Raw genomic sequence first — 25,680 nt, 5'->3', positions numbered from 1 at the left:
CTGATCCCTTACACGTGCACGACCCATCGACCGGACATCTGGAAAGGACATCCCATGACCAAGCAGTCCATCTTCGGCCGCATCTCCACCCTGGTGAAGGCCAACGTCAACGCGCTCATCGATTCCGCGGAGGACCCGCAGAAGATGATCGATCAGCTGGTTCGCGACTACACCAACAACGTCGCGGACGCCGAGTCGGCCATCGCCGAGACCATCGGAAACCTGCGCCTCCTCGAGCGCGACCACCAGGAGGACGTGCAGTCCGCCGCGGAGTGGGGCAACAAGGCCCTCGCCGCCAGCCGCAAGGCCGACGAGCTGCGCGGGGCCGGCAACACCGCCGACGCCGACAAGTTCGACAACCTCGCCAAGGTCGCACTGCAGCGTCAGATCAGCTCCGAGCAGGAGGCGCGGACGGCCGAGCCGCAGATCGCGGCCCAGACCGAGATCGTCGACAAGCTCAAGACCGGCCTGAACGGCATGAAGGACAAGCTCGGCGAGCTCAAGAACAAGCGCAGCGAGCTGCTCGCCCGCGCCAAGGTCGCCGAGGCGCAGACCAAGGTGCAGGACGCGGTCTCGTCGATCAACGTGCTCGACCCGACCAGCGAGCTGGGGCGTTTCGAGGACAAGGTGCGCCGCCAGGAGGCCCTCGCCCAGGGCAAGGCGGAGCTTGCGGCGTCGAGCCTGGACGCGCAGTTCGAGAGCCTCGAGGACATCGGCCAGCTGACCGAGGTCGAAGCCCGCCTGGCGGAGCTGAAGGCCGGATCCACGAAGCCCCAGGAAGCCCTCGAGGGCTGAGATGACCCGCTTCCTCGTCGTCCCGCAGTGGCAGGGCTCCCCTGCCCCGCGGGCGATGCTGCTCACCGAGGGGGCCGCCGCCATCGCCGGCGACCTCCCCAGCGCGCGGACCACCGTGCTGGAGGTCCCGCTCGAGGCCGGAGACGCGGAGGGCACCGGCGTGCACAGGCTCAGCAGCCTGCGGCGCACCCGGGAGCTCATCGAGGAAGCGATCACGGCGCATGCCGAGCCCACGCTCGTGGTGGGCGGTGACTGCGGAGTCAGCGTGGCCGCGGTCGCCGCCCTCCCGGGCGCCCTGCACGACGTCGCGATCGTCTGGTTCGACGCGCACCCGGATCTGCACACCCCGGAGTCGTCGGTCTCCGGCGCCTATGCGGGCATGGCCCTGCGCGCCCTGCTCGGCCACGACTCGTTCCCGCTCGAGGGGCCGCCGGGCCTCAGCGCCGAGCGCACGGTGCTCGTCGGCGCGCGTTCGGAGGACGACGCGGAGACCGAGTACCTCGGCTCGTCGGAGATCGTGCGCATCGACGGGCTCGACGACGTCGAAGCGCTCGCCGAGGCGGTCGCCGCGACCGGCGCCGCGCGGGTGTACGTGCACATCGACGTCGACGTGCTGGATCCGTCGGAGCTCGCCGGCGTCTCCTCCGCCCTGCCCTTCGGCCTGCGCACGGCCGACGTCGTCGGCGCGGTGACGGCGCTGCGCGAGCGGCTGCCGCTCGCCGGAGCGACCATCGCGGGCTTCGCCCCGCGCTCCCCCGGCGATGCCGTGCAGGACCTGGGCGCCATCCTGCGCCTGATCGGCGCCCTCGCGTGACGGCGGGCGACGCCGCCCGCATCGCCGCGATCGAGGCCGAGGCCGCCGAGATCCTGGAGCGCGGACGTCGGCAGGACCTGCGCCTGCCGACGGTGCTGCTGCGCTCGCCGGTCAGCCGGATCGGCTACGCCTGGGGAATGGCCGTGGGCTGGATCTGGGGCGGCCTGTGGAGCACCGGTCCCGTGGAACGACGCGAGGGCCTGTGGATCTTCCGGGGCATGCCCGCGTGGACCTTCGCCCGGGGCGGCGTCTGCGTGGCGGGCTGCTACCTGACCGGCGACCACGTGCCGGACGACCGGGTGCTGCGGCACGAAGCCGTGCACAAGCGGCAATGGCTGCGCTACGGCTTCCTCATGCCGTTCCTGTACCTGTTCGCGGGGCGGGATCCGCTGCGCAACCGCTTCGAGATCGAAGCCGGCCTGGAGGACGGGCACTACCTGCCGCGCCGGTGACCCGCGCCCCGGACGCGGACCGCGGAGTCTTCCGACGCGCGCCGGGACGGGTGGACTCAGAGCAGGCCGACGCGCGCCGGGACGGATGGACTCAGAGCAGGCCGAAGCGCTCCGGGGCGGTGATGCGCTCGGGAGCCATGCCGAGGCGCTCGGTGAGGTGCTCGGCGATGTCGGCCGTGCCGAGGAAGCCGCCGAGCAGCGTGACCGTGGTGTGATCCTCGGCCCCGTCGCAGAGCATCTCGTCGGCCCAGGCGATCGCGGCGCGCGATGCCGCCGCCCCCGGGGTGCAGCGGCGTCCGGTCCCGGGCGCACCGCTGCGCGTCGCACGCGGCAGCCAGGTGACCGTCATCCGGGGCGGGACCGAGACCGCGGAGATCGAGGCGGCATCGGGCACCTCGATGAACACGCGGCCGGTCGCGCACAGCGGCAGGGTGGCCAGCACCGCCTCCAGCTCGGCGAAGGAGGCCTCGTCGGCGACGACGAGGTGCTGGGCCTTCGACGAGCGGCGCTGGGCGCGGCGTCCTGCGCGCGCTGTGGTGCGGATCGCGGTGGTCATGATGCCTCCAGGATACCACCGGATGAAGGGTTGCCTAACCTACCCCCGCACGGCCCGAGGGCCGCTCACCGTGATCATCCGACGAGCGCGGTCCCCAGCGCCTCGAGCTCCGCCCTCGTCAGGCCGGATGCCAGCAGGTAGTCGGCGGCGGATCCGTGCTCGGCGTCGATGGTCTCGAGCAGCTCGCGCATGACCGGCGCCGGAGACTGGGTCGCCACGGCGATGGCGTCGTGCGCGATCGGCAGGCGCTCCTCCAGCCACTTGGCGATCGCCCGATTGCGCGACTCCGGCAGCTGCGACGCGGTCAGCGCGTAGTCCTCCACGATCGCATCGCGATCGGCGCCGACCGCGGCGAGCGCGAGTGCGACGCTCACGCCGGTGCGGTCCTTGCCGAGCGTGCAGTGGACGAGCGTGGACTCCCCCTCGGAGAGGATCCGGACGACCTGCACGATGCGATCCGCGCCGCCGGTGACGATGTGGCGGTACAGCCCGGTCAGGCTCACGTCGCCGAGGAGGAAGGAGGCCACCGAACCCGAGAAGAGCGGCACGCGGTCGATCCGCAGTCCCGGCAGCGCACACGGCTCGGCGCCGACCTCGCTGTCGTCGCGGAGGTCGATGACCCGCGCGACCCGGGCGGCGAGGAACTCCTCCGCCTCCGCGCCGGCGTGCGCGAGGTTGCCGGAGCGGAACAGCACGCCCTCCCGGACGCGCGAGGAGCCGACGGGGATGCCTCCGACGTCGCGCAGGTTCGTGATCCCCGGCACCGTCAGGACCGTCATCCGCGCACCTCGGCTCCTTGCATCCGGATCATGGCTCCAGCCTAGGGTGTGCCCACCGGCGCCTGGGTCGCCCGCGGGACGCGTGCACGGGCGGGTGCGGAATCCTCTCGGGATCGATATGTCCACTCATCAATGTCAGATCATCGGGAAAGCGTCAGCTCTGGATGGCAACAGTTGGTCATATTGATCTCGCGAGTCGCGTCGGCAGCGCGACGGGAGCACAATGAAGGCGTGTCCCCCCTCGCATCAGAAGAGACCTCCGAGTTCTCCTTCCTCGCCGGTCAGGCCCGCGCCCTGCACGTCGAGGTGCCGCCCGTGCGCCGCGTGTCGCTGCCCCTCCCGGACGGCCGCACGCTGAGCGCGCTGCGCTACGGCGACGACCCCGTCGAGGTCACCCTGCTGCACGGCGCGGGACTGAACGCGCACACCTGGGACACCACCGTGCTCGCGCTCGGCCGTCCTGCCCTCTCGATCGACCTCGCCGGGCACGGCGACTCCTCGTGGCGCGAGGACGCCGACTACACCGGGCGGACGCTCGCCGCCGATGTCATCGAGGCGCTGCGCATCTGGACCGACCGACCGCAGGTGCTCGTCGGTCAGTCGCTCGGCGGCCTCACGGCCGCAGCCGTCGCCGCACACGCTCCGGAGCTCGTACGGGATCTCATCGTCGTCGACATCACGCCGGGTGTCGATCAGAGCGTCGGCCCCGCCGCGCTCCGGGAGTTCTACCGTGTGGTCGACGGCGCCTCCCGCGACGAGCTCGTCGACCGCGCCCAGCAGTTCGGGTTCGGCGGCTCCCGGGACGACACCGCCCGCGGCGTGTTCCTGAACACTCGGGTGCGCCCCGACGGCCGCGTGGAGTGGAAGCACCACTTCGCGCACATCGCCGCGCGACTGCTGACGGCGGCTCCCTCCGACGTCGCCTCGCCCGCCGCCACGACGGGCATCCTCGGCGAGCACGGCTGGTCGGATCTCGGGGCGGCCGCCGCTCCGATCGCCCTGGTGCGCGCTTCGCACGGCTTCGTCTCGGAGGATGCCGAGGCCGAGTTCCGCACCCGGGTGCCCTCCGCGCAGGTACTGCACCTCGACGGCAGCCACAACCTGCAGGAGACCGCCCCCACAGCTCTCGCCGAGATCATCCGCACCGCCGTCGACGCCCGTCCCTGAACGGTTTGTGACGCCGCGTTCCGCACCCGCGTCGACGAGGCACAGGCCCCGCCTAGGCTCGACCGCACAGCACCCACCGCACCACACAGCCCCCGCCCGAGAGGATCCCCTCATGCACCGCACCCGCGCTGCTCTCACCCCGCGCCGCCGCACCGTCGGCGCCGTGCTCGCCGGCCTCACCGCGGCCGCCCTGCTGCTCACCGCCTGCTCCGGATCCGCCTCGCCCTCGAAGAGCGGCGCGACCGGCGCCGCGGACGAGAACGCCACCCTCACCGTGGGTCTCGTGCTCGAGCCGTCGAGCCTCGACCTTCGGCACACCGCCGGGGCGGCGCTCGAGCAGGTGCTCGTCGACAACATCTACGAAGGCCTGGTCACCCGCACGCAGGACAACAAGATCGTCGACCGCCTCGCGAAGAGCCACGAGATCTCCGCGGACGGACTCACCTACACGTTCGTGCTGAACGACGGCATCACCTTCCACGACGGCGCGAAGCTCACTTCCGCAGACGTCGTCTCGTCGCTGCAGACGGCGAAGGACGACCCGACTGTGCAGGGTCACGCCGACCTCGCCGGCGTCGCATCGATCACCGCGACCGATGACAAGACCGTCACCATCACGCTCACCCAGCCGAGCCAGAACTTCCTGTTCAGCCTCACGGGCACCGCGGGTCTGGTGTTCCAGAAGGGTGACACCACCGACCTGCAGGCCGCGGAGAACGGCACCGGGCCGTTCACGCTCACCCAGTGGAAGAAGGGCGACTCGCTCACCTTCGCCCGCAACGACCAGTACTGGGGCACGAAGGCGGGTGTGAAGAGCATCGTGTTCGACTACATCCCCGACTTCACCGCGGGGGTCAACGCCGCGCAGAGCGGCACCCTGGACGTGCTCACCGCCGTCGACGCGAACCTCGCCCCGCAGCTGGAGAAGAAGTTCACCCTCACCAAGGGACGCACCACCGACAAGGGGACGCTCGCGTTCAACAACGCGAAGGCGCCGCTCGACGATCAGCGCGTGCGCGAGGCGCTGCGCCTCGCGATCGACCACAAGGCGATCATCGAGGCCCGCGGCATCGGCACGACGCTGTACGGCCCGATCCCCCAGCTCGACCCCGGCTACCAGGATCTCTCCGGCACCGCGCCGTACGACCCGGACAAGGCGAAGGCGCTGCTGAAGGAGGCCGGCCAGGAGAACCTCGCCCTCACCCTCACGATCCCGTCGTTCTACGGATCCACCGTCCCGCAGCTGCTCACCAGCGACTTCAAGAAGGTCGGCGTCAAGCTCACGGTGAACTCGGTCGAGTTCCCCGCCTGGCTCGACTCGGTGTACACGAAGCACGACTACGACCTCAGTTTCGTGCTGCACGTCGAGCCGCGCGACTTCGGCAACTTCGCCAACCCCGACTACTACTTCGGCTACGACAACCCCGAGGTGCAGAAGCTGTACGCGCAGTCGCAGACCGAGCTCGACGCGAAGAAGTCGGCGCAGCTGCTCTCCCAGGCGGCCGAGATCGTCGCGAAGGACGCCGCCGCCGACTGGCTGTACGAGGACGAGACCCTGACCGCGGTGCGCCCCGGGGTGCACGGCTTCCCGAAGGAGTCGATCAACTCGCGGCTGGATCTGCGCGGCGTGACCGTCACGAAGTAACCTCGGCCCTGTGCTCCGCTACGCGCTCACCCGGGGAGCCCTGCTCATCGTGGGGCTCCTCGTCGCGAGCGTGCTGATCTTCCTCGCACTGCGGGTGTTCCCCGGCGACGTGGCGCAGCTGCTCGCCGGGGACAAGGCCACGCCGGCGCAGGTCGAGGCGATCCGTCAGGGACTCGGTCTGGATCAGCCCCTGGCGCTGCAGTACCTGGGCTGGATCGGCGGGGTGCTGCGCGGCGATCTCGGCACGTCGCAGCTCAACGGCGCCTCCGTCGCCGCCGAGCTCGCGCAGAAGGCGCAGGTGACCGTGCCGCTCGCCGCGCTCGCGCTGATCATCGCCCTGCTCATCGCGGTGCCTTCGGGCATCGGATCCGCGATGCTGCGCGGCCGGGCCGCCGGCACCGCGCTGAACGTCGCGGCGCAGGCCGTCGCGGCGGTGCCGGTCGTCTGGGCCGGCATGATGCTCGTCGTGGTGTTCGCGGTCTGGCTGGGCTGGCTGCCCGCCCAGGGCTTCCCGCGGGACGGCTGGGCGGATCCCGGCGCGGCGTTCCAGGCGCTCCTCCTGCCGGCGCTCACCATCGGCGTCGTCGAGGGCGCCCTGCTGCTGCGCTTCGTGCGCAGCGCGACCCTACAGGCCGCCTCGCAGGACTTCGTGCGCACCGCGGCGGCGAAGGGCCTCACCCGCAACCGTGCCCTGCTGCTGCACGGGCTGCCCGCCGTCGGGCTCTCCGTTATCACCGTGCTCGGCATCCAGGTCGCGGGCATCATCGTCGGCTCGGTCGTCGTGGAGCAGCTGTTCACCCTTCCGGGCATCGGGCGCATGCTCGTCGCGGACGTCGGCACGCGCGACCTCGTGAAGGTGCAGGGCGAGCTGCTGGTGCTGACCGGCATGGTGCTGATCATCGGCTTCGTGGTCGACCTGGTGCACCGCGCCCTCGACCCGAGGCAGCGGGAGGCCGACGAATGACCGCGCTGCGACGGCTCTGCTCCTCTGCCGCGGGACTGTTCGGTCTGATCGTGGTGGTGCTCATCCTCGTCACGGCCCTGGTCTCGCTGTTCTGGACGCCGTTCGACCCCCGCGCGACGGATGTCACGTCCCGCTGGCTGCCGCCCGGCTGGCCGCATCTGCTCGGCACGGATCTGACCGGGCGCGACATCCTGAGCCTGCTCATGGCGGGCGCGCGCACGACCGTGCTCGTCTCGGCCGGGGCGGGCCTGGTGGCCACCCTGATCGGCATCGCGCTCGGCGCGCTGGGCGCCCTCACGGCGCGCTGGGTGCGCGAAACGATCGCCGTGTTCGTCGACATCCTCATCGCCTTCCCCGTGCTGATCATCGCGATGCTCATCTCCACGGTGCAGGGAGGCTCCCTGTGGGTCGTCGTGTGGGCGGTGGGGATCGGCTTCGGCGTCAACGTCGCCCGGGTGACCCGTCCGGAGCTGCGTCGCGTGCAGCACAGCGATTTCGTCGTCGCCGGACGGGCCTCCGGGCTGACCCCCGCGCAGAACCTCGTGCAGCACCTGCTGCCCAACGTCGCACCGGTGTTCATCGTGCAGCTGAGCTGGGCGATGGCGACCGCCGTGCTCGCCGAGGCCGGGCTCTCGTACCTCGGATTCGGCGCCTCCGTCGTGGATCCGTCCTGGGGGATCCTGCTGGCCGACCTGCAGCGCTACATCCAGGTGCATCCGCTCTCGGTCGTGTGGCCCGGTCTCACGATCACGGTCACGGTGCTCGCCTTCAACCTGCTCGGCGACGCCCTGCGCGACGCCACGGATCCGACCCTGCGCACAGGGAAGCGGTCGGCCCGGCAGGGACGTCGCGGCCCCGCACCGCTCCCGGAGGTGACCGCATGAGCCTGGAGGTGACCGACCTGGTCGTCGAGATCGACGGCCGCCGGGTCGTCGACGGGGTGTCCTTCGCCGTTCCCGACGGCGCCCGCGTGGGGCTCATCGGCGAGTCCGGGTCGGGCAAGTCGCTCACCGCCCTCGCCGTCATGGGACTGCTTCCCGACGGCGCCACCGCATCCGGCAGCGTGCGCTGGAACGGCCGCGAGATCCTGGGGATGCCGGACCGCGAGCTCGCGGGCATCCGCGGCGACGAGATCGGGATGGTGTTCCAGGAGCCGCGCACCGCCCTCAACCCGATCCGCACGATCGGCCGTCAGATCGCGGAGACGATCCGGATCCACGAGCGGGTCGACCGGCGCGCGGCCCGCGCCCGCGCCGTCGCCGAGGCCGCGCGCGTCGCGCTGCCCGACCCCGAGCGGATCGTCGACCGCTACCCGCACCAGCTCAGCGGCGGTCAGCGCCAGCGGGCGGCGATCGCGATCGCGCTCGCGGCCCGTCCGCGGCTGCTCATCGCCGACGAGCCCACCACCGCCCTGGACGTCACGATCCAGGCGGGGGTGCTGCGGCTGCTGCTGTCGCTCGTGGAGTCGGACGGCATGTCGCTGGTGTTCATCACGCACGATCTCGCGGTGCTGGCCCAGGTCGCGACGCACGCGGTCGTGCTCGCACACGGCCGCGTGGTCGAGTCCGGGCCCCTCGAGGCGCTGCTCACTGCGCCGACCTCGCCGATCACGCAAGGGCTGCTGCGCGACGCCACCGCCACGCTGTGGCGCGGCGAGGAGGAGGCATGAGCGACGTGACGACGAACCCCGACGAGGCCTCCGCCCCGCCGCTGATCCGCGCCCGCGGGCTGCGCCGGGAGTATCTGGCCGCACGGAAGGAGCCGTTCGCCCGGCGCACACGCACGGTCGCGCTCGACGATGTCGACCTCGACGTCGCCGCGGGCCGCGCGCTCGGCATCATCGGCGAGTCCGGATCCGGCAAGTCCACGCTGATCCGGCTGCTGCTCGGCCTCGACCGGCCCACCGCGGGCACCGTGAGCGTCGGCGGCCGCCCGGTCGAGGCCTCGGCCTCGGCGCGGGCGCTGCACTGGCTGCGCCGCGAGACCGGGCTGGTGTTCCAGGATCCCTATGCATCGCTGGATCCGCGGCAGTCGGTGGGCCGCATCGTGTCCGAGCCGCTGCGCGCGCTCGGCATCGCGGGCGATCATCGCGCGCGCGTCGCCGAGGTGCTCGGGCGCGTGGGGCTGGACCCGGCGATGGCCGACCGCTACCCGCACGAGTTCTCCGGCGGCCAGCGTCAGCGCGTCGCCCTGGCCCGCGCGATCGCGCACCGGCCGCGCATCCTCGTCGGCGACGAGCCCATGTCGGCGCTCGACGTCACCGTGCGCGCGCAGATCCTCGATCTGCTCCGTGAGCTGAGCGCGGACGGCATGACGCTGGTGCTCGTCTCCCACGACATCGGCGTGGTGCAGAACCTCTGCGACGACGTCGCCGTGATGACCGAGGGCCGCATCGTCGAGCACGGGCCGACCGCGCGGGTGCTGCACCACCCCGCGCATGAGTACACCCAGCGGCTGCTCGCGGCGATCCCGGTCATCCCCGGGCGCTGAGCCGGGCGGACCGGAGCGCGGTCATCCCGCCGCGGCCCGCAGCGCCGCGGCGACGTGCAGGGCCGTGCTGGGGAACACACGCACCGAGACGTCCGTAGCCTTCACGAGCAGTTCGATCTCGGTGCAGCCCAGGACGATCCCCTCAGCACCCCGGCCCACGAGGTCCGCGATGACCTCCCGATAGCGATGCCGCGACTGCTCGAGGACCACGCCCTGAACGAGTTCGTCGTAGATGATCCGGTGCACGTCGCGACGGCCCTCCGCATCGGGGACGAGCACGTCGAGGCCGTGCTGGGCCAGCCGGTCACGATAGAACGGCTGCTCCATCGTGAAGGCGGTGCCGAGCAGGCCGATCGTACGGATGCCGCCGGCTCCCGCGATCGCCGTGGCCACGACGTCGGCGATGTGCAGGAAGGGCACGCCGAGCGCCGCCTCGATCTCGTCGGCGACGATGTGCATCGTGTTCGTGCAGAGCACGACGAGCTCCGCCCCTGCCTGTTCCAGTCGGACGGCGTGCGCTGCGAGGATTCGTCCCGCCGCTTCCCAGTCCCCTTCGGCCTGGAGCGCTTCGATCTCGGCGAAGTCGAGGGAGTCGAGCAGAATCGGAGCGGAGTGATATCCCCCGTGCTCCGCCCTCACCTGCTCGTTGGCCAGGCGGTACCACTCCAGGGAAGACTCCCAGCTCATGCCGCCGAGAACGCCGATCGTCTTCACTCCGGGTTCCCTGCGGCGTCGTCCCCCGTGCGCGGCAGCGATTTCTGCAGGAACAGCACGTCGAGCGAGCGCCCGAACTTGACGCCGACGTTCTTCAGGTGCCCGGCGTCCACGAAGCCGTAGCGGCGGTGCAGGGCGATGGACGCTCCGGCCGCCGTGGGCTCGATCATCGCGATGAGCTCGCGGAGCCCGGCCGCGGCGCTCGCGTCCAGCAGCGCCTCGAGCAGGGCCTTGCCGAGCCCGCGCCCCGCCGCCTCGGGGCTCAGGTAGATCGTGTTCTCGGCGCTGAACCGATAGGCCGACTTCGCACGCCAGTGCTGCGCGTACGCGAAGCCGAGCACGGCGCCGTCCGCGTCCTCGGCGGTGAGGAACGGCAGCCCGGTTTCCGCGAGCAGCTCGTGCTTGTGCTCCCAGACCGCCTGCTCCGTCTCCTCCTCGTCGAAGGTCACGGTGCTGGTGCGCACGTAGTGGTTGTAGATGTCGCGGATCGCGGCGAGATCGTCGGATCGGGTGGGCCGGATCCGGACCCCCTGACCCCCCTCGGCGGACGGCGCGGTCCCGGTGTCGCTCATGCGATCCTCCAGTCGACGGGCGCGGCGCCCTGCTCCTCGAGCAGCGCGTTCGCACAGGAGAACGGACGGGATCCGAAGAAGCCCCGGCTCGCCGACAGCGGCGACGGGTGGGCCGAGGAAATCACCGGCGTGTCGCCGAGCATCGGGCGCAGCCCCTCGGCGTCCCTCCCCCAGAGCACCGCGACGAGCGGCGCGTCCCGGGCGACGAGCGCGCGGATCGCGAGCTCGGTGACCTTCTCCCACCCCCAGCCGCGGTGCGAGGCGGGCGCGCCCGGTCGCACCGTGAGCACCCGGTTCAGCAGCAGCACGCCCTGATCGCTCCAGCTCGACAGGTCCCCGTGCGCGGCGGGCGGGATCCCGAGATCGCTCTCCAGCTCGCGGTAGATGTTGCCGAGACTGCGCGGCAGCGGCCGCACCTCGCGATCGACGGCGAAGGACAGGCCGATCGGATGCCCCGGCGTCGGATAGGGATCCTGGCCGACGATGAGCACCTTCACGTCGGCGAGCGGCCGGGAGAAGGCGCGCAGCACGTTCGCTCCGGCGGGGAGATAGCCGCGGCCCGCGGCGGTCTCGGCGCGCAGCCGGTCGCCGAGCTCCGCCACCAGCGGGGCGACCGGATCCAGTGCCTCCGCCCAGCCCGGATCGAGCTGTCCCTCGGCCGCGAGCGCGGCCAGCGACTTCGGCATCAGCGTGCGGCCCGGTCGCTCGAGACGGTCACGCCGTCGGATCCGGCGAAGACCCGCCACACGCTGCCCGCACCGGCGATGCGCAGCCCCTCGGCGTCCGCGATGAGGGCGGTGCTCTCATCGATGCCGACGCCGCCGTCCACGGCCGCGGACTCGGTCGCCGCGATGAGGCGGGTGAGCGTGCCCCACTGGGCGACGTGCACGTCGACCGAGACGTCGACGAGGCCGATGCCGGGCACAACGGTGATCTCGTCGAGGTCCTCCGCGGTCTCCTCGGGCGCGACGGCGACGCCGCCGATCCGCCAGCCGCCGAGGATCGCATGCTCGGCGGCGATCATCGCGCCCGCCGAGAAGCCGAGGTACGGGACTCCGCCCTGCACCGCGGCGCGGATGACGTCGTAGCCGCCCTCCAGCGCCGCATGGTAGGCCGGGGTGAGTCCGCCGCCGATGACGATGCCGTCGGCGCCGGCGAAGACGCCCGGATCGACGAAGTCGCTCTCCCCCACGGCGACGACCTTCGCGTCGACGGGGATCGCGCCGTCGTCGGTCAGCGCGTCGACGAGATCGCCGGCGTGCTTCGCCGACGCGTCCTCGCGCACCGTCACCACCACGACCGACGGCCGCTGCCGCCCGTCCGCGGCGGCGAGGGCGACGACCTCCGCCGTGAACGCGGCGAAAGCGGCACGGCCGAACCCGCCGCCGACCAGGTGCACCCCCACGGTCAGTCCTCCCCGCGCGGACGCAGCGGACCGCGCGCGAGCAGGTGCGCCGCGGCCTGCGCCACGGGACGGATCACGACGAGATCGAGATTCACGTGGCCCGGCGCGTTGAGCGCGTACGCGATCACATCGGCCACGTCCTCGGCCAGGAGCGGAGCCTCGACGCCCGCGTAGACGGCCTCGGCGGCGACCGCATCGCCGCCGAGGCGGCGCAGCGCGAACTCCTCGGTGCGCACGAGACCCGGCGCGATCTCGGTCACCCGGATCGGCTCGCCGCTGAGCTCCTGGCGCAGCACCTGCGGGATCATCGCCTCGGCGGCCTTCGCGGCGTTGTAGCCCGCTCCGCCGGGGTACGCCTGACGCGCCGCAGTCGAAGTCAGGAACAGCAGATCGGCATGACCGCCGCCGCCCGCCGCCGCCCGCAGCTGCGGCAGCAGGGCCGCGGTGAGCTGCTGCACCGCGAGCACGTTCGCCTCGAACATCCAGCGCCAGGTCGAGGCGGAGCCGTCCTCCACGCGGTCCGTGCCGCGGGCGCCGCCGGCGACGTGCACGACGGCGTGCACGGGTCCCGTCTCGGCCAGGTGCGCGGCAAGTCCGGCGATCTGCTCCGGGTCGGTGAGGTCGGCGGCGTAGGCGGTGGATCCGGTCTCCGCGGCCAGCGCCTGCAGGCGGTCCTCGCGACGGGCGACGCCGACGACGTCCCAGCCACCGGCCCGAAGGGCCCGCACCGTCGCCTCGCCGATCCCGGTGCTCGCCCCGGTCACGACTGCTCGTCGGCGTTCTCCTGCCGCAGGAATGCTGGTGGTCATGCGACCACGCTACGGGATCCCCCTGTTACGTCACATTTCCCGCGCCTTGTTGACAGGTGCCCGCGGTTCGTACTCTCGATGCAATGCCGCGGCCCCCGAGCCCGTCGACGGGAGCGGCCCACCTACCCTGCGACGCGGTTCGGTGTCGCTCACCCCCAAGGAGACATCATGACCGCTGCCGAGAACTGGCGCTTCGAGACCAAGCAGATCCACTCGGGCGCCGCGCCCGACCCGGTCACCAAGGCCCGGGCGACGCCGATCTACCAGACCACGTCGTACGTCTTCGACAACGCCGACCACGCGGCGAACCTCTTCGCGCTCGCCGAGTTCGGCAACATCTACACCCGGATCCAGAACCCCACCCAGGACGTGCTCGAGCAGCGCCTCGCCGCGCTCGAGGGCGGCACCGGTGCGCTCGTGCTCTCCAGCGGGCAGGCGGCCTCGACGTTCGCGATCCTCAACATCGCCCAGGCCGGCGACCACTTCGTGTCGAGCTCGTCGATCTACGGCGGCACCTACAACCTCTTCAAGTACACGCTCGCCAAGCTCGGCATCGAGGTCACGTTCGTCGAGAACCAGGACGACATCGACGAGTGGCGCCGCGCCGTCCGCCCGAACACGAAGCTGTTCTTCGCGGAGACCATCGGCAACCCGCAGATCAACGTGCTCGACATCCGCGGCGTGGCCGACGCCGCGCACGAGGCCGGCGTGCCCCTCATCGTCGACAACACGATCGCGACCCCGTACCTGATCCGCCCGTTCGAGCACGGCGCCGACATCGTCGTGCACTCCGTCACCAAGTTCCTCGGCGGCCACGGCACCACGATCGGCGGCGCGATCATCGACGGCGGGAAGTTCGCCTGGTCGCAGAACGTGGAGAAGTTCCCGGGCCTCACCGAGCCCGACCCCTCCTACCACGGCGCCAGCTACACCACCGCGGTCGGCGACGCCCTCGCCTACGTGATCAAGGCGCGCGTGCAGCTGCTCCGCGACCTCGGCTCCGCGATCGCGCCGCAGAGCGCCTGGAACCTCATCCAGGGCATCGAGACGCTGTCCCTGCGCATCGAGCGCCACGTGCAGAACGCCCAGGAGATCGCCGAGTGGCTCGACGCCCGCGACGACGTCGCCAGCGTCAACTACTCGGGCCTGCCCACCTCGCCCTGGTACGCCGCGGCGAACACCTACGCGCCGAAGGGCGTGGGCGCCGTGCTCTCGTTCGAGCTGAAGGGCGGCGTGGACGCCGGCCGCGAGTTCGTGAACAGCCTCACCCTGTTCAGCCACCTCGCCAACATCGGCGACGTGCGCTCGCTGGTCATCCACCCCGCGTCCACCACGCACGCCCAGCTCACCCCGGAGCAGCAGCTCACCACGGGCGTGACGCCGGGCCTGGTGCGCCTGTCGGTCGGCCTCGAGAACATCGAGGACCTCAAGGCGGACCTCGACCAGGCCCTCGCCGCCGCGCGCAAGGTCTCCGAGGCCGCGCGCGCCTGACGACTCCTCCTCAGAGACGGGAGCGCCCCGGGTCTTCGGATCCGGGGCGCTCCCGTGTTCGCGAGTGTGCGCCTGGCGTCGACGCCCCCTCCATCTCCGCGTTTCCCTCCCCCGGTCGCCTTTCCCTCCCCTGGTTCGCGTCGCTGAGGGGAGGGAAAGAAGCTGCGGGGAGGGAAACAGGGGCTCGGGGGCAAGGGGCGGGGACGGACGGGTGTCGCTCCGCACACGGCTGCAGCCGGGCCGGCTCTCCACCGGGTTCGTGAACGACGTCCCCTGAGCTGTGCCGCCCACGCACGATCGCGTGATGACGAACCCTCTCGGGATCTCCGACGCCCGCGCGCTCCTGCGCACTCGTGCGCAGCTGCGTTCGGCCGGGACGAGCGAACGCGCGATCGACGCGGCCCTCGCGGCGGGCGAGCTGCTGCGGCTGCGACGCGATCGCTATGTCGATGCAGCCGCGTACGAGGCGCTGTGGAGCGAAGGCCGCCACCTCGTCCAGACCGTCGCCGCTGCGAAGAACCTGGACGATCACGGCGCAGTATTCTGGGGTCCGTCCGCCGCCGTGCTGCACGGCTTGCCGCTCTACCGCCTCCGCCCGGCGAGCGTGCACACGGTGATCCTCGGCGGCCACCACGGCCGCGTACGGGCCGGCGTCCGGCAGCACGAGGTGTCTCTCGGCGTCGGAGACGTGATCGACATCGACGGGATCCTGTGCACCTCGCTGGACCGCACGATCCTGGACCTCGCCTGCACGGTCCCGGCCGAGGCGGCCGTGTGCGCCGCCGACGCCGCGCAGCGCCGCGAGACGGTAGTGGGGAACGAGTTCCGCGCGGATCGCGCCGCACTCTGGCACGCGCGCCTGGCCGACCGCGCCGCAGCGAGCCGGGCGTGGGGCATCCGGGGCGCTCGCGAACTGCTCGCGTTCGCCGACGGCCGCGCGCAGCTGCCCGGAGAGAGCGTCAGCAGGCTGCAGCTGCATCGTCTCGGGTTTCGCGGTCTGCTCCTCCAGGTGCCGGTCACCGGTGCGGACGGCGATCGATACTGGCTGGATTTCGGATTTCCGCGTGCGAAGGTGTTCGGAGAGTTCGACGGCCGGGGCAAGTACCTCGACGATGATCTTCGCGAGGGGCGTGCCGCGGACGAGGTCGTCCTCGATGAGAAGCGGCGTGAAGATGACGTGCGCGGCGTGACCGGCTGGCGCTTCGCGCGCTGGGACAGCACGCACATCGGCACTGCGGAGATCCTGGGCCGACGCCTCGCCCGCTTCGGCGTGCGCCCGCCGGGATGAGTCGCGCTCACTCTCCCGCTCCTGCGCCACGCCTGGGTTCGCATGTGCCGCGCTCGGGCACTTATTCTGCCGGGTGCAGGATCGTGTTTCCCTCCCTCGGCCGCCTTTCCCTCGCCTGATTTGCGCTGCTCCGGGGAGGGAAAGGCGACGGAGGGAGGGAAACACGAATGAGGCGAGGACACGGGGCAGGCGCCGACGCAACAAGCCCGCACCGCGATCCCCGCATCGCGATCCCCGCACCGCGATCCCCGCGACGCACGAGGATCCGTAACCTTCCGCGCTCTGCCGCCCGCACCCGCGAGAATGGATCCATGGACTGGCAGACGACCTCGGAGGACACGGTGCCCTCGGCGCGCGTCTCGGAGGCGGATGCCCGCCTGCTGCGTGCGCGTCCGCCGGCCACGGGCGCCTGGCGCGACGGCGATCCCGCCGGAGACCGCCGGTTCGAGGCATTCGGGCCGTTCCGCACCGAGGGCGGCGAGCAGCTGCCGCTCATCCGGCTCGCCTACGAGTCCTGGGGCGAGCTGAACGAGGCGCGGGACAACGCGATCCTGATCCTGCACGCGCTCACGGGCGACAGCCACGTGGTGGGCGAGGCCGGCCGCGGTCACGCGACGAGCGGCTGGTGGGGCGAGATCGTCGGACCCGGCTGCGCGATCGACACCGACGAGTGGTTCGTGATCGCGCCGAACATGCTCGGCGGATGCCAGGGGTCCACGGGCCCCTCCAGCATCGCGCCCGACGGCTACGAGTGGGCCTCGCGCTTCCCCTACCTCACGATCCGCGACCAGGTCGCCGCGCAGGTGCTGCTGGCCGACGCCCTCGGCATCGACCGCTGGGGGGCCGTGATCGGCGGATCCATGGGCGGCATGCACGCCCTGGAGTGGGCGGTCGGGCACCCCGACCGCGTCGAGCGTCTCGCCATCCTGTCCTCTCCCCCGGTGACGACGGCCGACCAGCTCGCACTGAACTTCGTACAGCTCGAGACGGTGCGGATGGATCCGCGCTTCGCCGGCGGCGAGTACTACGACGCGCCCGTCGGCGAGGGGCCCCACCGCGGCCTCGCGCTGGCGCGCCGCATGGCGCTGCTGAACTACCGCAGCCCGATCGAGCTGAACCAGCGGTTCCAGCGATCGTGGCAGTCCGACGTGTCGCCCCTCGGACAGGGCGGCCGGTTCGCCGTGGAGAGCTATCTCGACTTCCACGGCAACAAGTTCACCCGCCGCTTCGACGCGAACAGCTACCTGACGCTCGTGGAGGCGATGAACTCGCACGACATCGGGCGCGACCGCGGCGGTGTCGAGGACGCCCTGAAGCGGGTCAGCGCGACGACGCTCGTGCTCGGCATCGACACCGACCGGTTGTTCCCCGTGGACGGCCAGCACCGCATCGCCCGGGGCATCCCGCGGACGCTCGACGGAGCCGAGGCCGTGGTGCTCGCGAGCGACTTCGGCCACGACGGCTTCCTCATCGAGACCGACGAGGTCGGCCGGCACCTCACGAGGCTGCTCTCGTCCTGACGCCCTGGCGCGATCAGGGGCCTTCGAACCGCCAGACCGGATCCTCGGCGATCAACCGCTCGCGGGCGCCCTGCGGCGCTCCGGCGAGCTCGTCGCCGTCCCAGAAGAGCAGCATGCCCGCCTTCGTGGGCGTGGCCCGCGTGCGGAACAGGACTGCGTCGCCGACCCGTGCCAGGGCATGCTCCACCCGGGTCGTCCCCTGCAACGCGTGCAGGGTGCGCCAGGTCGGCGGCATGAGGGCGATCTCCCCCGCGTCCCGGGCGGCGAGCGCCGCCTCCGGAGTCAGCCAGCGGGTCTCGACGACCTCGTCCAGGGCCGGACGGATCGCCCCGCCGGGATCCGCGGCGACGAAGAACCAGGTGCGCACGCGCTTCGGGATGCCGGACGGCGGCACCCAGCACGACAGCAGCGCCAGGCGCTCCAGGGCGAGCCCGACCTCCTCGACGGTCTCGCGCACCGCGGCGCGTCCGGCGTCCTCGCTCTCGTCGGCGCCCGCGATCCGGTCCTCGGGCTCCACCATGCCCCCGGGGAACACCCATGCGCCCGCGAACGACCCTCTGTCCGGTCGCCGCAGCAGCAGCGCCTCGATGCCGTCCGCTGCGTCGCGCAGGATCACCGCGGTGCCCGCGACGGGCAGGTCGTCGTCCTCGGCGGAGCTCATCCGCCCATGCTAGGACGCACCCACGACGCGGTGCGCGACGACGGACCGATCCGGCCGGCTCAGGCCAGGTCGCGAACCCGCACGGATCCGGTCTCGGTGTGGTACCGGCGCTGCACCGCGTAGGACGCGATCGCGATTCCGAGACCGAGCACCGCAAGGCCGGCGCCCACCCAGGACGGCGCGGCGAAACCCCAGCCCCAGGCGATCACGAGCCCGCCGAGGAAGGCGCCCAGGCTGTTGCCGATGTTCAGCGCCGAGTGGTTCAGCGCCGCCGCGATGGACTGGTTGTCCCCCGCGACCTCCATGAGCCGCGTCTGGATCGCCGGGCTCAGGATCGAGGACAGCAGGGCCATGATGAACGAGAGCGGCACGAGCAGCCAGATCGAGAACGACAGGATCGCGAGCAGCACGAGCACGACGGCCATCGCCCCGAGGCCGACCAGCAGCGTGAGCCGGAGATTGCGGTCGCCGAAGACGCCGCCCAGCAGGTTGCCGACGGTCATCCCCAGCCCGAACACCACGAGCGTGATCGGCACCATCCATTCGGGAGCCCCCGCCCGCTCCGTGACGACGGGGGCGATGTAGCTGTAGACGGCGAAGAACCCGCCGAAGCCGATGGCGCCGGTCGCGAGCGCGAACCAGACCTGGGGACGCCGGAACACGCGCAGCTCCGCGCGGAACGTGCGTCCGGGATCCCCCTCGTGCTGCGGCACGAAGAAGGCGATGAACACCGTGGCGAGCGCGAACACGATCGTGACGACGAGGAACGCGCTGCGCCAGCCGACGTGCTGCCCGAGGTAGGTTCCCGCCGGCACGCCCACCACGTTCGCGATGGTGAGACCGGTGAGGATGAACGCCACGCCCTTGGCGCGCTTGCCCGGGCCGAGCACGTCGGAGGCCACGAGGGCGCCGATCCCGAAGTAGGCTCCGTGCGGCAGACCCGCGATGAAGCGCGCGAGGCCCACGGTCTCGAACGTGGGCAGCACCACGGCCAGGCCGTTGCCGAGGGTGAGCGCGATCGCGAGCCCGACCATCACCCGGTGGCGCGGGAAGCGCGCGACGAGGCCGGCGATGGTGGGAGCGCCGAGCACCACGCCCAGCGCGTAGAGCGACACCAGCAGGCCGGCGCGGCCGATCGCCTCGTCGGGGTTCTGCGCCCACAGCTCGGGCAGCAGGTCCTGCGCGATGTTGGGGAGCAGGCCCATGGCGACGAACTCGGTCATGCCGATGCCGAAGCTGCCGATGGCGAGGGAGAGGAGCGCCCGCATCGCCGCACCCCTCGAGAGGCTCGAGGGTTTCATCCGTCCAGCTTAGAGGCTGCCGGAGTCGTCGATCGCCCGCTCGAGGCGCGCGATCTTGCCGTCGATCTCGCCGGTGTAGCCCGGGCGGATGTCGGCCTTGAGCACGAGCGAGACGCGGGATCCGAACGGCATCACGGCCTCGGTGGCGCGCTTGACGACGTCCATGACCGTGTCCCAGTCGGGACCCTCGATCTCGGTGAACATGCTCGTGGTGCGGTGCGCGAGCCCGGAGGCGCGGACCACGGCCACCGCGGCGGCGACCGCGTCGTGCACCGAGGCATCGGCGCTCTCGGGGCGATCGGGGGCGGATCCGCTGGGGGCGACGGAGAAGGCGACGAGCATCAGGACCTCCTGGTTTCGGGGAGCTCGGGGGTGGGGGACGAGGGGCGGCGCACCGGCGTGCGCACGATCGCGCGGATCGCGACCACGCAGATGACCACGACGAGGATGTTGCGCGCGCTCAGCAGAGCGATCGGAAGCGCCTGCGCCGCCAGCAGCTGGTCGTACACGACCGGGTAGACCGCCTGGGTCAGCGCGTAGTCGACGAGGAGGAGGATCGCGGGGATCCGCACGCGAGGGCCGTCGAGCAGACACCACAGCACGACGGGGGCGAGCATCCACACCTGGAACTGCGGCGAGCCGACCTTGTTGCACGCGATCAGCACGGCGACCAGGGCGAGCATGGTCGCCGGCAGCAGGCGCCGCGCGGAGGCTCCGGCCCGGAGCTTCCACAGCGCCAGCGCGGCGATGACGACGACGCCGAGCGCCATCAGCGGGGTGAGCACGGCGGCGACGAGATCCACTCCGGGCCCGGTGAGCTGGAAGGTGAGGATGTCGCGGCTGTACTCGATCCGCGTCACGCCGATCTGGGTGAGCCACAGCAGCGGCGTCGCGCCGACCGCCTCGATCTGCAGGCCGCGGCCGCTCATCTGGCTGAGGAAGCCGAGGAGGTTCTTGGATCCGCCCAGCAGCACGAGGCCCAGCACGACGACGAAGGTCACGATCGCGGCGGAGGCGATCATCCGGATCCGCCCGCGCAGGAGCGCGAGACCGGCCACGAACAAGGCGCCAGGCCAGATCTTGATCCAGGCGCCGATCGTGAACAGGGCGCTCGCCACCGCCGGCCGGGAGAACAGCCACAGTCCGCCGATGATCGCGAGCGGCACGGTGATCGCGTCGATCCGGAACATCGCGATGGGACCGAGCAGCAGGAGCGCGAGCATCCAGAGCAGGGCCGCGGTCCTGCGGCCCCGGCTGCGGCGAGCCCGCGTGCCGCGCAGCAGGAACGCGAAGCCGATCGCGTCGAGCGCCGTCACCAGGATCGACCAGGCGACGACGTAGCTCGCGGATCCGACCGCGTACGCGCCCGGGAACAGCGGATGGATCAGCTGCGAGATCCCCTGTGCGATCAGCATGGGCACGAGCGCGAGCTGCGGGTAGACCCAGCTCTCGGTGACGCCGACGATCGCTCCCCCGCCGAGCGCGTTCCTCGCCCACGGCTCGTACACGAACACGGTGTCGCCCATCGGCAGCGCGGGCATCCACCACCCGATCATCGCGACGTACAGGTGCGCGACGACGAAGGCCAGCCAGAGCACCGAGAGCGGCAGGCCCGCCCGGCGCAGAGCCGCGGATGCGCGACGCTCGCCGCCTCGGGTCGGTTCGGCACGGGTCGCGCCCGTCGGCTCGGCACCGCTCACGCGCGGCCCTCCTCGGTCTCTTCGTGGTGTTCGTTCTCGTCGGGGTCGCCGTCGCCGGCGAGCACCCCCGCGATGGCGGCGGGCAGCGCCTCCGCGACGTCCAGGGCGACGAGGGGGTGCCCCGGGGATCCGTCCGCCGGGTCGGCCTCGGCGGCGATCCGTCCGGCCGCTCCGTGCAGCCACGCCGCACTCGCGGCGAGATCGGCCAGCGGAGTCCCACGCCCGGCGGCCCGATCGGCGGCGACGAGTGCGCCGAGCACACCCGCGAGCACGTCTCCGGTGCCCGCCGCGGCGAGCCAGGCGGTGCCGGCGTCCACCGCGATCGCATACCCGGCCCCGGACTCGGCGACGAGGGTCGTCGCGCCCTTGAGCAGCACGGTGCCGCCGAGCGCGCCCGCCGTCTCGACCACGGCCGCCGCGCGCCGGACGGGGTCGTCCAGGATCTCCGGCCCGGCGGAGGCCAGGCCCAGCGTCTCGCGCAGCCGGGCGAACTCCCCGGCGTGCGGGGTGGCGACCACCGGGGCGGAGGACGGGAGCAGCCCCAGCGCGCCGGCGTCGACGACGACCGCTGCAGTACCGGAGAGCACGCGGCGCAGCGCGTCCGTCTCCTCGGCGGAGCGCAGCGCGGGGTCGGTGCCGGATCCGATCACCCAGGCGTCGGCCCGTGCCTCCTCCCCCGCTGCCGGCTCGGAGACGACGGTCTCAGGGCGGCGTGCGAGCACCAGATCCACGGCACGGCGCGGTCCGACGTAGCGCACATAGCCCGATCCGGCGCGCCATGCCGCCTCGACGCCGAGCACGGCGGCACCGGGATACGCATCGGATCCGGTGCGCAGCGCGACGACGCCGCGACTGCGCTTGTCGTCGGTCCGGCCGGGCACGCGCAGCAGGTGGCGGACGTCCCGGCGCGTCCACACGAGGCGGCCGTGCGCGTCGAGGACGCCGGCGGACGGAGAAGGCATGGGATCCACGGTACTGGGCCGCGGCTGTGCGCGCCGTCGCATCGCCTCGAGGCACGGAAACGACGACGACGGATCCGCACCCCCTCCACGGCGGGTAGCGTCGTCGCGTGAGCCTTCTGTTCTCCCCGATGACCATCCGCTCCCTCACCCTGCGCAACCGCCTGTGGGTCTCCCCCATGTGCATGTACAGCGCCGTCGACGGCCTGCCGCAGGAGTGGCACCACACGCACCTCGCGCAGTTCGCCTCGGGCGGCGCCGGCCTCATCGTCGCCGAAGCCACCACGGTGCTGCCCGAGGGCCGGATCAGCCCGCGCGACACGGGTCTGTGGAACGACGCCCAGCGCGACGCCTGGGCGCCGATCGTGGCGGCCGCGCACGCCCGGGGCGCGCACATCGGCGTGCAGCTCGCCCACGCCGGACGCAAGGCGTCGACGTGGTGGCCGTGGGCCGGGGAGTCCGGATCCGTGCCCGCGACCGAGGGCGGATGGCCGACGGTCGCCCCGTCCGCGATCGCCTTCGAGGGCTTCGCGGAGCCTGCGGCACTCGACGACGCCGGGATCGCCGCCGTCGTCGCGGGTTTCGCCGACGCTGCGCGCCGCGCGCTGGACGCGGGCTTCGACGTGCTGGAGATCCACGGCGCGCACGGCTACCTGCTGCACCAGTTCCTGTCGCCGCTGAGCAACCACCGCGAGGACGCCTACGGCGGGACCCTGGAGAATCGCGCACGGCTGCTGCTCGAGGTCACCGCGGCCGTGCGCGCGGTCGCGGGCGAGGAGGTCCCCGTCTTCGTGCGGATCTCGGCCACCGACCACGCTCCCGGCGGCTTCACCCCCGACGAGGCGGCGATCGTGGCCGACTGGGCGGTGGCCCGCGGGGCCGATCTCATCGACGTGTCCAGCGGCGGGCTCGTCGCCCATCAGCGGATCGACGTGCACCCCGGGTATCAGGTCCCGCTCGCCGCCACGGTGCGCCAGGGCGGCCGCATCCCGTCCTCCGCGGTCGGACTGCTGACCGACGGCGCCCAGGCCGAGGCCGTGCTCCAGAGCGGCGCCGCCGACGCGGTCTTCGCGGGCCGGGAGTGGCTGCGCGACCCGCATTTCGGCCTGCGGGCCGCGCACGAGCTCGGCGACGCCGTCGCCTGGCCCGATCAGTACCTCCGCGCGCGCTGGCGCTGATCAGCGGCCGAAGCCGCGCCGCGTGATGTCGCGCACCTCGCCGACGAGCTCCTCGATGATGTCCTCCAGGAACAGGATCGCGGTGGTCTCGCCGGAGGCGTCGCGCACCTGCGCGAGGTGACGCCCCGCGCGCCGCATGATCGCGAGCGCGTCCTCCAGGTCGGTGTCCTCCTGCATCGGCACCATCTGATGGATCCGCTTCGCGGGGATCGGCAGCCCGGCCCGTGCCGCGGCCTCCGGCCCCTCGGCGGAGCGGATGACGTCCTTCAGGTGCACGTAGCCGACCGGCACCCCTTCGGCGTCGACCATCACATAGCGGGAGAAGCCGTGCTTGGCGACCGCGCGCTCCACGTCGTCCGGGGTCGCGCCGAGCGGCAGCGTCACCAGGTCCGCCAGCGGCACCGCGACGTCGCGCGCGTCCTTGTCGGTGAACTCCACCACCGCGCTCACCGTGCCCGCCGAGTCGGCGAGCACGCCCTCGCGCCGGGACTGGTCCACGATCGTCGCGACCTCGTCGAGCGTGAAGGTCGAGGCGGCCTCGTCCTTCGGCTCCACGCGGAACAGCCGCACGACGCCGTTGGCCGTCGCGTTCAGCCCGCGGATCACCGGGTAGAACACCTTCGAGATCCACACCAGCGGGGTCGCGAGGATGAGCACGGCGCGGTCCGGCACCGAGAAGGCGAGGTTCTTCGGCACCATCTCGCCGAAGACCACGTGCAGGAACGACACGATCACCAGGGTGATGATGAACGCGATCGCGTCCACCGCCGCCTCGGCGAGTCCGATGGCCCCCAGGGGCGCGGCGAGCAGGTGGTGCATCGCCGGTTCCGAGACGTTCAGGATCAGCAGCGAGCACACCGTGATGCCCAGCTGCGAGGTCGCGAGCATGAGCGTCGCATGCTCCATCGCGTACAGGGCGGTGCGCGCGGATCGGGATCCGCGTTCGGCGAGCGGCTCGATCTGCGAACGGCGCGCCGAGATCACCGCGAACTCCGCGGCGACGAAGAAGGCGTTGAAGGCGAGCAGCACGAACAGCCATGCGATTCCGGCCCAGTCGTTCATCGCTCATCCCCTTCCTCGACGGCCGGATCCGCGACGAAGCGGATCCGATCCACGCGGCGGCCCTGCATGCGCACGACGTGCAGCGTCCCGCCGGCCACGGGCACCTCGTCCCCGGCCTTGGGCAGGCGCTCGAGCACGCTCATCACGTACCCGCCGACGGTGTCGTAGACGTCGCCCTCCGGCACCTCGATGCCGGTGCTGGCCCGCAGCTCGTCGGGGCGCAGCTCGGCGGGGAAGGTGATGCCGTCACGGCCCCGGACCACGCCGGCGCGGGTGCGGTCGTGCTCGTCGGAGACCTCGCCGACGATCTCCTCGACCAGATCCTCGAGCGTGACGATCCCGGCGGTGCCGCCGTACTCGTCCACGACGATCGCGAGCTGGTAGCCGCCGCCGCGCAGCTCGGCCACGAGCGCGTCCAGGTGCACCGTCTCGGGCACCCGCAGCGGCTCGGAGGAGAGCGCGCCGACCGGCACCTCCGTGCGCCGGTCGCGCGGCACCGACACCGCGGCCTTGAGGTGCACGACGCCGGTGATGTCGTCGAGGTCCTCGTCGTACACGGGGAAGCGGCTGTGGCCGGTGCGCCGGGCCAGGCCGATCACGTCATCGGCGGACTCGGCGGCGGCGATCGCGTGCATGCTGGGGCGCGGGGTCATCACGTCGCCGGCGGTGAGGCGCGCGAACCCGAGGCTGCGGTCCAGCAGGGTCGCGGTGTCCTCCTCGAGAACGCCGGCGCTGGCGGAGCGTCGTACGAGCGAACTGAGCTCCTCGGCCGAGCGGGCGCCGCTGAGCTCCTCCTTGGGCTCGATGCCCATCGCCCGCAGCACCCCGTTCGCGCTGCCGTTGAGCAGCGCCACGATCGGCCGGAAGACCGTGGTGAAGGCGGTCTGGAACGGGATCACGACCTTCGCGGTCGCGACCGGCAGCGCCATCGCGAAGTTCTTCGGCACGAGCTCCCCGAGGATCATCGAGAGCATCGTGGCGACGGTCATGGCCACGATCACCGCGATGGTCACCGTGACCGGCTCGGGCAGGCCCCAGGACGACAGCACGGGGCGCAGCAGGTTCGACAGCGCCGGCTCCATGGTGAAACCGGTGAGCAGCGTCGTCAGGGTGATGCCCAGCTGCGCCGACGACAGATGCGTCGAGGTGATCTTGAGAGCGGCGATGGTCATGCCCAGCCGGCTCTCGCCGCGATCCCGCCGCGCCTCCAGATCGGCGCGGTCCAGGTTCACCAGCGCGAACTCGCTGGCGACGAACAGGCCCGTCCCGACGATGAGCAGAAGCCCCACGCCCAACCAGATGTAGTCCATCACGGTGTCACCTCCGACGAAGCGGAGAGCGGGCAGTGGGGCGAGGTA

27 protein-coding genes are annotated in these 25,680 nt (G+C 72.1%); 13 read left to right on the top strand and 14 right to left on the bottom strand.

The window, feature by feature from the left end:
* Positions 1-54: 54 nt before the first annotated feature.
* The 3 genes from WFJ17_RS05710 to WFJ17_RS05700 are packed head-to-tail and all read left to right on the top strand — an operon-like array spanning position 55 to position 2,061.
* Positions 55-795, top strand: coding sequence for a PspA/IM30 family protein (locus WFJ17_RS05710; protein ID WP_251444796.1), 741 nt, complete (start codon positions 55-57; stop codon positions 793-795).
* 1 nt (position 796) lies between these two features.
* Positions 797-1,609: an arginase family protein gene (locus WFJ17_RS05705; protein WP_336647895.1), complete on the top strand. Its 813-nt coding sequence runs from the start codon at positions 797-799 to the stop codon at positions 1,607-1,609.
* Complete coding sequence (locus WFJ17_RS05700; RefSeq protein ID WP_251444802.1) at positions 1,606-2,061, top strand: Fe-S oxidoreductase; 456 nt, start codon at positions 1,606-1,608, stop codon at positions 2,059-2,061. The genes WFJ17_RS05705 and WFJ17_RS05700 overlap by 4 nt, the downstream gene beginning before the upstream one ends.
* Before the next feature lie 91 nt (positions 2,062-2,152).
* Here the strand turns inward: WFJ17_RS05700 and WFJ17_RS05695 are convergent, their stop codons facing one another.
* Together WFJ17_RS05695 and WFJ17_RS05690 are read right to left on the bottom strand one after the other, a co-directional pair.
* Positions 2,153-2,617 carry an SIP domain-containing protein gene (locus WFJ17_RS05695; protein WP_251444804.1) on the bottom strand — a complete coding sequence of 155 codons (465 nt, stop codon included), beginning with the start codon at positions 2,615-2,617 and terminating at the stop codon, positions 2,153-2,155.
* Positions 2,618-2,691: 74 nt separating this feature from the next.
* Positions 2,692-3,396: a tyrosine-protein phosphatase gene (locus WFJ17_RS05690; RefSeq protein WP_251444807.1), complete on the bottom strand. Its 705-nt coding sequence runs from the start codon at positions 3,394-3,396 to the stop codon at positions 2,692-2,694.
* A gap of 231 nt (positions 3,397-3,627) precedes the next feature.
* Here WFJ17_RS05690 and WFJ17_RS05685 point away from each other — a divergent pair, with 231 nt between their 5' ends.
* The 6 genes from WFJ17_RS05685 to WFJ17_RS05660 all read left to right on the top strand — a co-directional run bounded on the left by WFJ17_RS05685 (position 3,628) and on the right by WFJ17_RS05660 (position 9,662).
* Positions 3,628-4,563 (top strand): alpha/beta fold hydrolase, encoded by a 936-nt coding sequence (locus tag WFJ17_RS05685; protein WP_336647894.1) that lies wholly within the window; start codon positions 3,628-3,630, stop codon positions 4,561-4,563.
* Positions 4,564-4,675: 112 nt separating this feature from the next.
* Positions 4,676-6,208 carry an ABC transporter substrate-binding protein gene (locus WFJ17_RS05680; RefSeq protein ID WP_292881126.1) on the top strand — a complete coding sequence of 511 codons (1,533 nt, stop codon included), beginning with the start codon at positions 4,676-4,678 and terminating at the stop codon, positions 6,206-6,208.
* 10 nt (positions 6,209-6,218) lie between these two features.
* Entirely contained in the window at positions 6,219-7,172 is a 954-nt protein-coding gene (locus WFJ17_RS05675; RefSeq protein WP_292881129.1) for an ABC transporter permease, read from the top strand.
* Positions 7,169-8,056 (top strand): ABC transporter permease, encoded by an 888-nt coding sequence (locus tag WFJ17_RS05670; protein ID WP_292881132.1) that lies wholly within the window; start codon positions 7,169-7,171, stop codon positions 8,054-8,056. Before WFJ17_RS05675 ends, WFJ17_RS05670 begins: the two co-directional genes overlap by 4 nt.
* Complete coding sequence (locus WFJ17_RS05665) at positions 8,053-8,841, top strand: ABC transporter ATP-binding protein (protein WP_251444822.1); 789 nt, start codon at positions 8,053-8,055, stop codon at positions 8,839-8,841. The genes WFJ17_RS05670 and WFJ17_RS05665 overlap by 4 nt, the downstream gene beginning before the upstream one ends.
* Entirely contained in the window at positions 8,838-9,662 is an 825-nt protein-coding gene (locus WFJ17_RS05660; RefSeq protein WP_251444825.1) for an ABC transporter ATP-binding protein, read from the top strand. The genes WFJ17_RS05665 and WFJ17_RS05660 overlap by 4 nt, the downstream gene beginning before the upstream one ends.
* A 21-nt stretch (positions 9,663-9,683) precedes the next feature.
* Here WFJ17_RS05660 and WFJ17_RS05655 read toward each other — a convergent pair whose 3' ends face one another.
* Genes WFJ17_RS05655 through WFJ17_RS05635 form a run of 5 tightly spaced genes read right to left on the bottom strand, consistent with a single transcriptional unit; the run spans position 9,684 to position 13,162 of the window.
* Positions 9,684-10,376: an aspartate/glutamate racemase family protein gene (locus WFJ17_RS05655; RefSeq protein ID WP_336647893.1), complete on the bottom strand. Its 693-nt coding sequence runs from the start codon at positions 10,374-10,376 to the stop codon at positions 9,684-9,686.
* Positions 10,373-10,948, bottom strand: a complete 576-nt coding sequence (locus tag WFJ17_RS05650) for a GNAT family N-acetyltransferase (RefSeq protein WP_251444831.1) — start codon at positions 10,946-10,948, stop codon at positions 10,373-10,375. The genes WFJ17_RS05655 and WFJ17_RS05650 overlap by 4 nt, the downstream gene beginning before the upstream one ends.
* A complete protein-coding gene (locus WFJ17_RS05645) occupies positions 10,945-11,634 on the bottom strand; it encodes a uracil-DNA glycosylase (protein ID WP_336647892.1) in 690 nt (229 codons plus the stop codon). The genes WFJ17_RS05650 and WFJ17_RS05645 overlap by 4 nt, the downstream gene beginning before the upstream one ends.
* Positions 11,634-12,353: a Type 1 glutamine amidotransferase-like domain-containing protein gene (locus WFJ17_RS05640; RefSeq protein ID WP_251444837.1), complete on the bottom strand. Its 720-nt coding sequence runs from the start codon at positions 12,351-12,353 to the stop codon at positions 11,634-11,636. The genes WFJ17_RS05645 and WFJ17_RS05640 overlap by 1 nt, the downstream gene beginning before the upstream one ends.
* Before the next feature lie 2 nt (positions 12,354-12,355).
* Entirely contained in the window at positions 12,356-13,162 is an 807-nt protein-coding gene (locus WFJ17_RS05635) for an SDR family oxidoreductase (protein ID WP_251444840.1), read from the bottom strand.
* 168 nt (positions 13,163-13,330) lie between these two features.
* Here WFJ17_RS05635 and WFJ17_RS05630 point away from each other — a divergent pair, with 168 nt between their 5' ends.
* From WFJ17_RS05630 to metX, 3 genes are all read left to right on the top strand, one after another.
* Entirely contained in the window at positions 13,331-14,653 is a 1,323-nt protein-coding gene (locus tag WFJ17_RS05630) for a bifunctional o-acetylhomoserine/o-acetylserine sulfhydrylase (RefSeq protein ID WP_292881153.1), read from the top strand.
* Between the two features lie 304 nt (positions 14,654-14,957).
* Positions 14,958-15,941 (top strand): hypothetical protein, encoded by a 984-nt coding sequence (locus WFJ17_RS05625; protein WP_251444846.1) that lies wholly within the window; start codon positions 14,958-14,960, stop codon positions 15,939-15,941.
* 311 nt (positions 15,942-16,252) lie between these two features.
* Positions 16,253-17,461 (top strand): homoserine O-acetyltransferase MetX, encoded by a 1,209-nt coding sequence (metX, locus tag WFJ17_RS05620; protein ID WP_251444849.1) that lies wholly within the window; start codon positions 16,253-16,255, stop codon positions 17,459-17,461.
* Between the two features lie 13 nt (positions 17,462-17,474).
* Here the strand turns inward: metX and WFJ17_RS05615 are convergent, their stop codons facing one another.
* Genes WFJ17_RS05615 through WFJ17_RS05595 form a run of 5 tightly spaced genes read right to left on the bottom strand, consistent with a single transcriptional unit; the run spans position 17,475 to position 22,085 of the window.
* Entirely contained in the window at positions 17,475-18,122 is a 648-nt protein-coding gene (locus tag WFJ17_RS05615; protein WP_251444851.1) for an NUDIX hydrolase, read from the bottom strand.
* Between the two features lie 59 nt (positions 18,123-18,181).
* On the bottom strand, positions 18,182-19,423 hold the full coding sequence (locus tag WFJ17_RS05610) for an MFS transporter (RefSeq protein ID WP_336647891.1): 1,242 nt from the start codon (positions 19,421-19,423) through the stop codon (positions 18,182-18,184).
* A gap of 9 nt (positions 19,424-19,432) precedes the next feature.
* Positions 19,433-19,765: a thiamine-binding protein gene (locus tag WFJ17_RS05605; protein ID WP_251444857.1), complete on the bottom strand. Its 333-nt coding sequence runs from the start codon at positions 19,763-19,765 to the stop codon at positions 19,433-19,435.
* Complete coding sequence (locus WFJ17_RS05600; protein ID WP_336647890.1) at positions 19,765-21,123, bottom strand: hypothetical protein; 1,359 nt, start codon at positions 21,121-21,123, stop codon at positions 19,765-19,767. The genes WFJ17_RS05605 and WFJ17_RS05600 overlap by 1 nt, the downstream gene beginning before the upstream one ends.
* Positions 21,120-22,085 carry an ADP-dependent NAD(P)H-hydrate dehydratase gene (locus WFJ17_RS05595; RefSeq protein WP_336647889.1) on the bottom strand — a complete coding sequence of 322 codons (966 nt, stop codon included), beginning with the start codon at positions 22,083-22,085 and terminating at the stop codon, positions 21,120-21,122. The genes WFJ17_RS05600 and WFJ17_RS05595 overlap by 4 nt, the downstream gene beginning before the upstream one ends.
* 107 nt (positions 22,086-22,192) lie before the next feature.
* On the opposite strand from WFJ17_RS05595, the gene WFJ17_RS05590 reads away from it, so the two are divergent.
* On the top strand, positions 22,193-23,260 hold the full coding sequence (locus WFJ17_RS05590) for an NADH:flavin oxidoreductase/NADH oxidase (RefSeq protein WP_336647888.1): 1,068 nt from the start codon (positions 22,193-22,195) through the stop codon (positions 23,258-23,260).
* Here WFJ17_RS05590 and WFJ17_RS05585 read toward each other — a convergent pair whose 3' ends face one another.
* Both WFJ17_RS05585 and WFJ17_RS05580 read right to left on the bottom strand, forming a co-directional pair.
* Positions 23,261-24,322, bottom strand: a complete 1,062-nt coding sequence (locus WFJ17_RS05585) for a hemolysin family protein (RefSeq protein WP_251444869.1) — start codon at positions 24,320-24,322, stop codon at positions 23,261-23,263. It abuts the gene before it with no gap.
* Complete coding sequence (locus WFJ17_RS05580; RefSeq protein ID WP_336648178.1) at positions 24,319-25,632, bottom strand: hemolysin family protein; 1,314 nt, start codon at positions 25,630-25,632, stop codon at positions 24,319-24,321. The genes WFJ17_RS05585 and WFJ17_RS05580 overlap by 4 nt, the downstream gene beginning before the upstream one ends.
* Positions 25,633-25,680 lie beyond the last annotated feature (48 nt).

Origin of the sequence: Microbacterium sp. MMO-10 (genome assembly GCF_037148715.1) — a bacterium.
GTDB lineage: Bacteria > Actinomycetota > Actinomycetes > Actinomycetales > Microbacteriaceae > Microbacterium.
This window is presented reverse-complemented; position numbering and strand designations above follow the sequence as displayed.